The 12,366-nt window shown below is 42.9% G+C and carries 6 protein-coding genes; all 6 read right to left on the bottom strand.

The features are described from left to right. Window positions 1–10: 10 nt before the first annotated feature. The 6 genes from L6I86_RS18130 to L6I86_RS18105 all read right to left on the bottom strand — a co-directional run bounded on the left by L6I86_RS18130 (window position 11) and on the right by L6I86_RS18105 (window position 12,326). Window positions 11–2,206: a helix-turn-helix transcriptional regulator gene (locus tag L6I86_RS18130; RefSeq protein ID WP_236289313.1), complete on the bottom strand. Its 2,196-nt coding sequence runs from the start codon at window positions 2,204–2,206 to the stop codon at window positions 11–13. Between the two features lie 24 nt (window positions 2,207–2,230). After that, window positions 2,231–3,787, bottom strand: a complete 1,557-nt coding sequence (locus L6I86_RS18125) for an extracellular solute-binding protein (RefSeq protein WP_236289311.1) — start codon at window positions 3,785–3,787, stop codon at window positions 2,231–2,233. A gap of 130 nt (window positions 3,788–3,917) precedes the next feature. Beyond that, the gene (locus L6I86_RS18120) at window positions 3,918–6,224 is read right to left on the bottom strand and encodes a glycoside hydrolase family 2 protein (protein WP_236289310.1); all 2,307 of its coding nucleotides are present in this window, start codon (window positions 6,222–6,224) and stop codon (window positions 3,918–3,920) included. After that, window positions 6,221–9,034, bottom strand: coding sequence for an alpha-L-rhamnosidase (locus tag L6I86_RS18115; protein ID WP_236289307.1), 2,814 nt, complete (start codon window positions 9,032–9,034; stop codon window positions 6,221–6,223). The genes L6I86_RS18120 and L6I86_RS18115 overlap by 4 nt, the downstream gene beginning before the upstream one ends. A gap of 17 nt (window positions 9,035–9,051) precedes the next feature. Further along, complete coding sequence (locus L6I86_RS18110; RefSeq protein ID WP_236289412.1) at window positions 9,052–10,602, bottom strand: glycoside hydrolase family 43 protein; 1,551 nt, start codon at window positions 10,600–10,602, stop codon at window positions 9,052–9,054. Between the two features lie 197 nt (window positions 10,603–10,799). Next, a complete protein-coding gene (locus L6I86_RS18105; RefSeq protein ID WP_236289305.1) occupies window positions 10,800–12,326 on the bottom strand; it encodes an ABC transporter substrate-binding protein in 1,527 nt (508 codons plus the stop codon). Window positions 12,327–12,366 lie beyond the last annotated feature (40 nt).

The raw sequence follows: 12,366 nt of genomic DNA, 5'->3' as shown, positions 1-12,366 counted from the left end.
CTTCTATTTTTCACTCTTTAAATTTACCTGGTGTAATCCCTTTAATTTTTTTAAAGTTGCGAATAAAACTATTTTCGCTAGCGTAACCAACTTTCTCAGAAATCTCAATTACCTTCAAATTCGTATTTTTAAGTAATTCTTCCGCTTTCTCAATTCGTACTTGTGTAATATAATCGTAAATCGAAGTTCCGGTTTCTTGTTTAAAAAGGACATTTGCCTGAGACTGACTAATGCTTCCAGCCTCGGCTACATGCGATACGCCAATATTATCTGGATAATGCTCTTGGATGTACTCGACCATCTTCCTAAAATAATTCTCATGCTTTGTTGGTTTTCTTTTCTTCACTTCTTCTGCTAGGTAGGTAGCTTCATCTAATGTCATTTGATGCAAATCTGAAAACGTCAACGTTTGAAGAGAATCCAACGAATCCATGATTTCCTGGAATTGTTCATCTTCTGGGTCTCTGAATTTCGATATCATTTCCTTAATTACATTGGAATACCAGCGGTATACGTGCAGAGGTTTTGCATTTGACGTTTCCCACTCCATCCGTATTTTCTCTAGGATGCCGTTTGTATATTCCGTCTTTCCTTCTTTAATCCCTTGAACAATTTCATGAATGGTTTCATTTTTAGAGCCAGGGCCTTGCGCTTCTGAATAGGGTAATGCTTGATCCGGCACATGAAGTTTTTTATACCCCATATACAAGCGGTCCAGCAGCAACACTTCAGCTTGCTTGTAGCGACTGCTAAGATCACCGCTGATCGGATATAGCGATTCGGCAACACCTACTGATAATGAAATTTTCAATAGTTTTTCTGCGATTTCAATCCCATTTGAAAGTTTATCATAGAGCATTTGCAAATCCATATCAGAAGACAAGGGTTGTACAATGAGGGCACTGCGATCCTGGGTTAAATCCTCAAACTGCACCCTAAAACTCTCTCCCAGAATTTCCTCGAAAATATTACCTACTGCAAACTTAAGTAATAACTGATCATCTTGCTTGTACCCATTCAACCAATTGTAATAGGCATCCACCGAAACAATAACCGCATAAACAGGTAAGTCAGGACGCCATTCTGAGTAAAGCAGCCTCCATTTCCGATCAAATTCCTTACGACGTAGTCTTCCGTAAACCATATCTTGAATAAATTTGGCTTTTAGTTCTTTGTTGCTGCCATGCAAAAAAGTTAGTTGCGTGAGAAGTCTGCCAACATAGGACTCCAATTGAGTGAAGTCAACTTCTAACGCCTCATTCCGATGGCTCCGAACCGTTTTAATCAATCGTTCAATAGGTCTGAACGTAATTCGGTTAACTTGGAAGATAACCAGCATTCCGATTAACATAGTAACCGCGGACACTACGAAAGTCATGGTCCGAATCCAATACAATTTGCCGAAAACTTGTTTTTGAGGAACTGCATATACGTAATTCCATTGCGTTGAAGTTGAAGTCAGGCGAGTAATAAAGTACTTGTTGGGGTTCACCTGCTCTTTCTTATTTTCACCAATTGAGAATAACGTTTCTCCTTTTGAGTCTTGAATGATTCGAACTGCTTCATTGCTAGTAGAACCTTCCGGAATGATCTGGGAAAATAGTTTGGAGGACTTCAAGTTTATGATAAGGTATCCGGATATTTTGTTATCTTCGTATATCCGTTTAATGAAACTTATCATTTCGTCTTGGTCTTTCATCCTTTTAGCGAAAGTCACATTGTTTGCGTCCTGTTCAGCTAAAGGCAATTGAGACAACCAGCCCTTGTCACCAAAAGTTTCAATACTGGAATTAAACCCGAAAGGAGAACTGCCAACAACATGGCGATTTTTTTCATCATATAGATAGATACTGTCAATGATCGAACTATTTTGAGTTAATGTATCCAACATGGACACAACTCCAAGTATGGTATCCATACTTTTATGATTGTCATAACGCAAGAAATCGATCGTCAGCGGGTCAAGAACTGCATAAATTGATGTTGTCATAATATCGTTCATCTTCCTGTCAACGTCGTCCCTGACGAAAGTCAACATCTGCTGGTGCGGAACTTTAATCTCCTCTAATAGTGAATGTCTGGCGAGGCTGTACATGACAGTACCAACCAAAGCAATAGCTAGGCAAATGACCAGTGTCAGTATGAGAATTAATCTTGTTTTAATATTCGAAAAAATCAGTTTGACTTTGTACTTGTATACATTCATGCTTTCCCCTGCCGTTTTCCCTCATTATTTCTTCTTTGCATACCACTCGCGCGCCCGATTTGTGACGTCGTCTCCGCCACTGCTTTTCCATCTTTGAATGAATTCATCAAATTTTTCAATCGGCCAATCACCAATAATAATTTTGGACATGTATTCTTGATACAGCTTGTTCGATTTAATGTCTGAGAAGCCATCATAGATCGATACAGGTATTCCATCGCCGGCAATCCGTTTACCGTCTCTTCCACCTACCATCATGGCATCTATCATCATCTGGGCAACCTTCGGTTCATACGGATCCTGAAGGGTCAGTGCCATCTGCTCCGTTGTTATAACTGGAAATAAATCGATCAGATAAGTTTGATCCGAACTGATAGGCAGCCGCTTTTTTATGCCATCCTTCATTTCATAATGTTCGCCTTCAATTCCAAAAGACGCAAAATTACGATTCTCGGGCTTCGCATAAAATTCAAGGAGCTTCAAAGCTTCTATTGCGTTCTTGGATGATTTGGGAATGGCCCACTCCATATTATTGATAAGCGGTCTCGGAGTAAAACCATCAAACCCTTCTACCTTCGGGACCGGCATTCCGACAATATAGGCATTCGGATTTATTTTAGGCAAATTCTCAAAAAAGTTTTGCTTAATTCCATACGGAACATGATACCAAACACCAACTTTATCCTGCTGAATCTTAGCTTTCCATGTCAATTCTTTATTCAAAAATGTTTCATTATCCAGCAATTTGTCTTTATAAAGTTCTCTTGCAAATGTAAGAGCTGCTTTCATATTGGGAGTGACAGCCGAGTACGTAAGTTCATTGTTATACAGATCCCAAACCGGGTACCCTTCTACCATAGCGACACCGTACATCAAGAATATGTCATCCATCCATCGCCCCGCTTCTCGTCCGCTGGTAGGAATCTCGTCCTTTATACCGTTACCGTTGGGATCTTGATCACGAAATGCCTTAAGGACAGCAACATATTCATCCTTTGTTGTCGGTATCTTCATATTTACCTTGTCTAACCAATCTTTGCGAATTAATGAACTATATCTTGGATACAAATTAACTCTCGGAATAAAATAAATTTTTCCATCCGGAGAGTTGGCTCGGACACTTTCCCACACATCTTGAGGAATTGCCTTCCATAAGGTAGGTGCATACTGTGGCAGCAAATCATCCAGGGCAAGTAAAGCACCTTGCTTGAGTAGCGTATCTTCAACCCCGTGAGGTAAGAACAGATCTGGTAGTTCGTTAGCTGCAATCTTCACATTTAAACCCTTTGTAAAGTCCGTGCCGCCATTCCAAGGAAGCGTTGATGTGTTAACTGCAATACCTGTTTGCTCTGTAACGTATTTCATCTGCTTATCGTTTGGCCCAGGCATTCTCCCATAATCGCTGAACATGAGAATGTTCACTGCCTTAGCTTCCTTTTTCTGTTCACTCCCTGAAGCACTTCCAGTTGCGGTGTCATTTCCACCTGAACCAACACTTGAACATCCTGTTACTGTTAGGGCAAGCAATGCGCCTACGGTTAACAATACGATCATCCGCATTATTCTTGATTGTACTGCCATCTTTCTTGCCCCTTTCAATTTGCAACTATTTAAATAGTATATCATTGTGAGGACTCAAGCCCAACATTGTACTTGCTTTAGGTGAAAATGCGAAAAAAAGCCGGAATCAACGGCTTTTTTTCGTGAGATATTACTTGTTCATTTTAATCTTTGTAAGTTCTCTATTTAGTGCATATAATAGCTTGTCAGTGAAGTGCTCGGGCGCCATTTCAGCCAAGGTATCAATCTTAAATCCTTGCGTCATACTATATGTTGGTCTCTCCCTAAAACTTTCTCCTAAATATTTATTTAAGACCACAGCCGCATCTTTATTCTCGAAAAGCTCTTTAAACGTGCAACGCGTAGAATAAACATCGTCCGTGAACTGTAATTCCTCGATCTCTCCATCCAAATCAGGCATTTGGAACCAGTTCGTAACTTCTCCGCCTTTTTCCTCTACGGGAGCTTCATAACTTGGATTCGATTCTTCCACCTTGTTAAATTTGGCGATATCAACGTACTGCGCGTTATCTTCGATGGCCACTGCACGTATGTCATTCATGCCTTCAACTAGGGATACATGTTCGAAAATGAAAACCTTATCCGCACTGGTTTTATGTTGAAATTCACTTCCATTTACGTATAGCATTACGTTATCTAAGTTTGAATACACCTTAACGGAAATACTGCTTTCTGCTCGATCAACATGGCGCTTACTCGTGATATGAACAAATTTTTCCTCAGACCAATGCGCTTTATACATATAAAAGGCATCCTTCTTGATCTTTCTGTCATAGGAGACAAGCCCCTTGTTATTTCTCCCCTGGACCCCACCTTCATCTCTGATATTCGCTCCAAAATCAAACATGTTCCATACATACGTTGCCCAAAGGAAAGGTCTCTTCTCGAAGGTCTTCCAAACCGTTTCATGGAACAGAGCATGATATTCTTCCGTATAGTCTTTTACCTTGGGATCAGCACTATGGTATTGGACAATACCTTCTGCCCCGTATTCAGAAATACAAAGCGGCACATCGGGGTTAATGCGGTGAAACTTATCAAGCCAAGGTGCAAAATCTTCCGCTTTACCGTGATACCAACCATAATATTTATTGTATCCGATCACATCCGTCATACGATTATATTCATCTTCCTCACTGACAAATAAAACATTAGCCATTGTCGTAAGGCGGGTGGGGTCTTCTTTTTTCGTTAAGTCATGTAACTCTTTAACAAGTCTTCTGACCTCTGGTCGTTCACCACCGATTTGAATTTCGTTCTGTATCCCCCAGAATACGATGGAAGGATGATTATAGTTCTGCCTGATTAGCTCTACCATCTGCTGCTTCGCATTGATCCCTTCCAATTCGTTCTGTGACATAACGGAAATGAAGGGAATCTCAGCCCACACCACCATACCTTCTTTATCGCATAAATCATAAAAATATTGGCTGTGCTGGTAATGAGCTAATCGAATGGAAGAGGCTCCGATTTCCCGAATGTAAGCCATATCTTCGACTTGTTCTTGTTCCGTAATAGCCCAGCCCATATCCTTCCTGTCTTGGTGTCTAGATACACCATGCAAAGGCAGATGCTCGCCGTTTAAGAAGAAGCCCTTTTCAGGATCAACATGAAAGTATCTGACGCCAAAAGGAATCGATACTTCATCGATCGTGTCATTAAAGCTAGTCATCGAAAGATTGGCACTGTACATATAGGGATTTGTTCTACCTTGCCATAGTGTTGGATGGTCAATGACACAAGGCATCTCTTCTGTTCTGGTTTCTCCTGCAGCCAGTATAACTTCCTTAGAGGCATAAGTTACACGATGATGATCAGCATCGAAAATATCTGCCCACAGTCTAACTTTTTTCTCTTCCTTACTGTCATTTACAAGATTTGCTCTAATGCTTAGTTGAGCTCTTTCCTTGGATACCTCATCCTGAACAACATAAACACCCTGTGAACCATGATCCATCAAATCGAAATGAACAGGATTCGTGACCACCACTTTGACATTACGGTAAATCCCCCCGTAGAAGGTAAAGTCTGCTTTCTGAGGATAAACGTCATCCACGACTCTATTGTCAACTTTTACGGCAATTACATTTACAGTTCCATGTTTAACCACGTCTGTAATGTTAAACCTGAACGTGGAGTACCCGCCTTTGTGCTGCCCCAAATGCTGACCATTTACGTAGACATCTGTAATACTGTTCGAACCATTGAATTCAATAAATAACTGACTTCCCTCGTAAGATGGCTCAACCGCAAAAGCCTTTCTGTACCAACAAGCGCCTTGATAATACTCGTAGCCATTTGCTCCATCAATCGCGTTCCATGTATGGGGAATATTCACAGTATGCCAATGATCATCCTTGTACAATTCGCTTGCAGCTTGTTCTTCGTCCCCACGAATAAATCTCCAAGTCTCGTTGATCTCTATACTTTTTCTCATTGTTCAGCCACTCTCCCTGTCAAAATTGTAAACTGATATTCGCCGCTCCCTACCGTACATACAATTCGGCCATCTTCATATCGGGCATCTGGGAATTCGATGGATACTTGCTCAAGATCTTCTTGATGACCTGAAAGCATAATCTTCGCTGTTGTATTCACGGGTACCTCAAAACGATAATTAACAGCCTCAATCGTTTTTTCCCAACTAGATGCAATGGTTCCATAGAGAGACTCATACGTCGCGGATGCTTGTGTCAGCGTTCCCCCAACCATTGGCTTCAATATGAAATGCTTGTAGCCTGGTTTCTCCCAAACAGGACGTATTCCGGCTATGCCCGAAAAGAGAAAATCACATACGGCCCCGTATGAATAATGATTCAATGATCCTGATAGTTCTCCATCAGGCTTAATTCCTTTCCAACTCTCCCATATCGTTGTCGCACCGTTACTGACGGCATACAACCACGAAGGGCACGTATCCTGCTCTAACAATCGGAATGCGATATCGGCATGTCCGTAATCCGCCAGCACCTGAAGGATGAAAGGCGTCGACAGGAAACCAGTGTTCAAGTGATAATCCTGTTCAACAACCAACTGCGCCAGTCTGTCGGCAACGATTTGTTTTTTATCTTCATACGCCAAATCAAATGCTAGCGTACGAACATTCGGAGCCTGCCTGCCAACCAATATAGAACCATCATCTTTAATAAAATACTGATTATATACGCGTCTAATTTTCTCATAAAGTGCTTGGTACTTGGCTTCTTCCTCTGCCTTCCCCAGCACAGATGCCATTTCAGTCAACAAGCGAGTGGAATAGGCATAATAGGCAGTTGATACATCCGGATGGTTTCCTTTGGTTTTGCTCAAAACGGCCATGAGATCACTGAACTCCGTATCCGTTTCAAGCCACTCTCCCCAATGGAACTTTGTATCCCAGATGTAATCCGCATCACGTTCTCCATCTGTATAATTTTGATAAGCAGGCGTATTTTGATATAGCTCATTCGCATTTTTCGCGCTAGTAGCCATGTAATCGACCCATGCCTTTGCTGAATCAAACTGCTTTTCTACAATAGCCTTGTCTCCATAACAAAGGTACATCGTCCAGGGAATGATAACAGCCGCATCGCCCCAACCTGCAGAACCGTCAAGAATACTGGCTGTACCCGGTTTGGGCCTGCGCATGGCCACCATTGGGTTTTTATTTTGTTCCATGAATCGTTCCCATTCCTCCACGCTGTGATGCCCGATAACAGTTGGCACTGTGCTGCCGACCGAACCGTCAGCAAATTGTTCAGCTGCAACGTCGGCCATCCACTTTTCAAAGAATGGATACACGTTCATGAAATCAGAAGCCGTTCTACTGAATACTTGGGCATCCCCTGTCCATCCCGCTCTTTCCCGGGTTGGGCAATCGGTAGGCACCTCCATAAAGTTGCCCTTCTGGCTCCATTTAGAGTTAGATACTAACTTCGTAATGAGCGGATTCGAACAAGTGAAATCTCCCGTTTCGTCTAAATCGGAATACACTGCCACTGCTGTAAAACTCTCAGGTGTTATTTCTCCCGGATAATTCTTAACGAGAACATAACGGAATCCAAAGATCGAAAAACGTGGACGATAGCTCTCTAGACCATGTCCAGACGTAATGTAACGAACCTCTTGGAAATCCTCCAAAGTTCCATGATCTGAGAGATTTTGTAAGGTGAAATTTCCATGCTTATCTAAGGCTTCCCCATGGACTAGAACAATCTCAGTTCCTGCATCGCCTTGAGCCTGCATTTCTACCCAACCTGCAATATTTTGACCAAAATCGAGAATCGTCTCTCCATTCGGTGTCCGCATTACTTTGGGTGTAAATCTTTCCTTCTGTTTTACCGGTACGCTTCGAGAACCGATCAAGTTGTCGTAACCATCCTCCGTGACCGTCACTTCTTCCCAAGAAGAATCGTCATAGGATGGTTGATTCCAACCCTCTATATTAATTCTGGCATCATAAAGATCTCCCGCTTTCATATCCGATTTCAACAAAGGACCATGGGAAGTCTTAAAAGAGCCGTCACTACCGATGATCTCGCGGCTTCCATCTTCGTAGTCCAACATCAGTTGTCCCAATAGGGCAACTTTATACCCGAAATTGTTCTTCAGACTTGCGCCGCCGGTAGTCCCTCTCCACCAGCCATCCCCGAGAATAACGCCGAGTGCATTGGAGCCTTCGTGCAGAAGATGCTTCACATCGTATACTTGCACCTGCAAGCGCTTGTAGTACGAAGTGAACCCTGGTGTAAATAGATGATCTGTACCCTCAACACCATTCAAATAAAAACTGTACAAACCCTTCGATGTTAGGCAAACTCTGGCCGAGACGAGCCCCTTCTTTACGGTAAATTCCTTCCGAATATACGAAGCCGATTTATAGGCGTCAATATCTACTTCCTTCTCAGGTTCAATCCATTGGGCCTTCCAGTCCGAAGTGTGCAATAGCCCGGTTTCGAAGAACGCCGTCTCGCTGAACGGCGACTCCTCTGCATGATTACTCCAAACTTTGACTCGCCAATAGATACGTTCGATCGACTTTAATTCCGAACCCCCATACACAATAACCTGTGACTGATCCGTCTCAACCTTGCCGCTGTCCCAAATCAGACTAGTGAAGCTCTCGGTCGCCGAAGCTTGAACTTGATATGCGATTTGTATGACGTTTCTGCCATCACAACGGAGCTTCCAACCTAGACGTGGTTTTTTCGTATCCAATCCCAAGGGATTTTCCAAATATTCCGTTCGCAATGATACTACTTTCAACATTTTGGTAACCTCCAAAATCACGATTTAATATATTGAAACCAATCGAACGAGGCAGGAGTTTTGGCTGATTTACCATTCCCCGTCGCATACAATCCGAAAAACACACCTGTAAAGCCGCCAGCTACCTCGGTGGAGACAAGCGAGCACTCCCCTGAACCGAAAGCCTTACGTTCTCCATTCGGTAATGAGTAGAAAAAAGAGTATTGGAATGGTTCTGCATCCAAACCGAGGATAATGTCAGAGCCTTCAAAATCTTCTACCAGCTCCATTTTCCATAGTGACCCGATTCGCCTGCGAAAGATTACTTGGCGACGTCCTTCAACCCCACAGGTAAGTGCTATTTCATAATGGAACCGCTCATTCATATAAACCGTAAGCCCAGCTTCTTCGCCTTCGTGTAAAGGATCAAATGACATTAGCGTAGAAACGCTGCATCGAAAATGCTGCTGTCTCCGTCCGACAAACGCCGGAGAACCGATATCATTTAAGGTCAATGCTGAGCCGTGAAGTGTCAAATAACCCGGTCTTTCTTCCAGAGACCAGTCCTCATCCTGCGGATTTCTTAAGAAATTCCACTCCAGCTGCAGCCGATTAGAATTAAAGTCATCAGTCTCAGATACAGCCGACTCATCGACTGCAAGCGGAAGCGTGCTAGCATCCATTTTCTCGGCAATCTTGCCGCCATCCCCAATCACCGGCCATCCATCCTCAGTCCAGGTAACTGGAGCTAGGAAGGTCTCTCGTCCCAAATGATGGTGCCGCCCGCTAAACGGAACGGATACGGGACGAATTCCTAGGAAAACGGCCCACCAGCTTCCATCCTCCAATTGAACAAGATCCGCATGCCCCGTTGCTTGGATGGAACTCCCCGTACTCCGGTGGGTCAAGATAGGATTGTCTGGGTTGCTCTCAAATGGCCCGTATGGCGAATCGCTCCTAGCGATCGTAGCCATGTGACCGTACTCGGTTCCTCCCTCAGCAATCATCAAGAAATACTTCCCGTTAACCCGATACAGATGCGGACCTTCGGCCGATTTACCACCCGTGCCTTGCCAGATGAGACGTCGTTCAGATAACAGCTTTCCGGACTCTAGATCGATTTCCGCTTGATAAATCCCCTTCGGCTCGTCACCGAAGAACCCACCGGTTCCTGTAATGTAAACGCGCCCATCTTCATCAAAAAATAGGGACGGATCCACGCTTGGCCAGTCTGGCCATATCGGGTCAGACCATGGTCCTTCTGGATTTTCCGCCCAAACATAGAAATTGCGAAACATTTTAACATTCGTTGTAATCATATAGAAACGGCCGTTATGGAAGCGAATGGTTGGCGCATAGATGCCCATTGAGCTTCTGCAGCCTTCCAGATCCAACTGGCTTTGACGGGTAAGGCAGTGTCCAATTTGCTTCCAATGAACGAGATCTCGGCTATGGAAGATAGGAACGCCAGGAAAGTATTCAAATGAACTTGTAACCAGATAAAAATCTGACCCTACCCGACAAACACTTGGGTCAGGATGAAAGCCGGGGATTACTGGGTTTGAATATTGAATCGTTGATTCCGCCATTTTGATCGCCCTTTCTTTACCTATCCAATTGTAATCACCTGCAAAAACAAAGAGCTCTATTAACATCTTAATGTCAATCAAAGTAACTCACTAACACTCTCACGACATATCCATAACGTTTTACCGACTTCCTTTTTAGCCTAAAGTGGCAAATAAAAAACCAGACCCCCTATAATGGAGGCCTGGTTATAACGTTCTTATTTTTTGTTTGCAGCCGCCCAAGCATCAAGCTGCTTTTGTTTCTCTGCAATAACTTTATCAATACCCGCGGCTTTCAGTTTAGCTCTGAAGTCAGGCAATTTATCGGCCGGATCGAGCGTTCCGGACTCTAAACCTTTTGCATACTGATCTGTTACATTTTTAAGAGCAATAACCTCATTTTTAACTGGTTCCGAGTTGAATGTAAATCCAAGTGCTTTAGACTTGATAGCTTTTTGATTTGCTTCTGCAGTCAATTTCCACATGTCCTGTAAGTCTGACTTCATTAGATATGCAATGGATGGATTAGCGTAAATCCAACTTTGAATTGAATATCCAACTGTCTTAGAATCAATACCTGCAGGGTAATCGATTGAATTCTCCGACGCCTTCACATAGTGTTTTCCTTCAATGCCATAGATAAATAAATTAGCAAGATCCTTATCCGTGTACATCAGATTCATAAGCATCATGACGCGTTCAGGATTAGTAGAATTAACAGATATCGTCCACAAACCACCTTGCGTATTGGTCGTAGTCGAATAAATATTAGACATCAGTGGCGCATAAACGAGCTCTTTGCCATTCGCTCGGATTTCCGATTCTAAGTTACCTGGTCTAAGACCGATGAAATAAGAAAATGCCTTATCTGCTTTCAACAAATCTGAGGCGTTAGCTTGCGTTGTAGCAGCATCCTTGTTGATATAGCCCGCCTTAGCCCAACTATGAACTTTATTCAAATAGTTCTCATACTCTTTGGTCTCGAACAAATTCACAACTTTCAAACCATTATCATACTCAGGTAAAACACCTAAGCGATCTCCCAGCTTATCATACCAAACATAAACATCCGACGGCATGGATAACCCGGCTCCAAGTGGAGCGATATTGGGCTCATTTTCTTTAATCGTCTTATACACTTGATCCAAATCATCAATCGTCTTGATGGATGCTATATTAATTTTGTACTTATCAACCAAATCCTTCCGCATTAATACCCCAGGAACCCCTGTCGTGTAATCCTTATAGACAGGCACACCATAGGTCTTCCCTTCAATTTTCACGCTAGACAGATAGGCAGGATCGATCTGTTTTTTAATACCGTCGCCATACTTATCCAACAGATTGTCAATCGCGACTAAAGTTCCAGTCGCCACACTCGAGCTGTACCCTGCACCAAATTCAAAGGACAAATCCAGTTTTTCACGGCCAGATGTCATTAAATTCTTTTGTTGAGCCCAGGCCCCGATACTAATAGGTATGATTTTGACTGTTGCGTTAATTTTGGCCTTTGTGATTTTGCTTATTTCATCTTGCACGGCTTGCGTATCCTTAGGTACTGCTCCAAAAGCCGGCATCGCAATTGCGATTTCATAAGGGTCCTTGGTTGCATTACTTGTACTAGAAGCCGGAGTTGCTGTTGCACCACTATTTCCATCCGTTTTCGAAGATGAACATCCAGCAATTACTCCTGTTAACATAACTGTGACAAGCGACAATGTCGCCAACTTTAATTTCCTTTTCATCTCGTATCCCCCCCAAAGTATCAATCATTTACACCTTCAT

The sequence above is a fragment of the Paenibacillus allorhizoplanae genome, from assembly GCF_927798215.1.
GTDB lineage: Bacteria > Bacillota > Bacilli > Paenibacillales > NBRC-103111 > Paenibacillus_E > Paenibacillus_E allorhizoplanae.
The sequence above is the reverse complement of the archived record's forward strand: the minus strand, read 5'-3'. Positions and strand labels throughout refer to the sequence as shown.

What these genes read in the sequence shown, in the direction of transcription:
- L6I86_RS18110 (WP_236289412.1), bottom strand. Translation starts at nt 10,602, where the DNA reads ATGGCGGAATCAACGATTCAATATTCAAACCCAGTAATCCCCGGCTTT.
- L6I86_RS18130 (WP_236289313.1), bottom strand. Translation starts at nt 2,206, where the DNA reads ATGAATGTATACAAGTACAAAGTCAAACTGATTTTTTCGAATATTAAA.
- L6I86_RS18120 (WP_236289310.1), bottom strand. Translation starts at nt 6,224, where the DNA reads ATGAGAAAAAGTATAGAGATCAACGAGACTTGGAGATTTATTCGTGGG.
- L6I86_RS18105 (WP_236289305.1), bottom strand. Translation starts at nt 12,326, where the DNA reads ATGAAAAGGAAATTAAAGTTGGCGACATTGTCGCTTGTCACAGTTATG.
- L6I86_RS18115 (WP_236289307.1), bottom strand. Translation starts at nt 9,034, where the DNA reads ATGTTGAAAGTAGTATCATTGCGAACGGAATATTTGGAAAATCCCTTG.
- L6I86_RS18125 (WP_236289311.1), bottom strand. Translation starts at nt 3,787, where the DNA reads ATGGCAGTACAATCAAGAATAATGCGGATGATCGTATTGTTAACCGTA.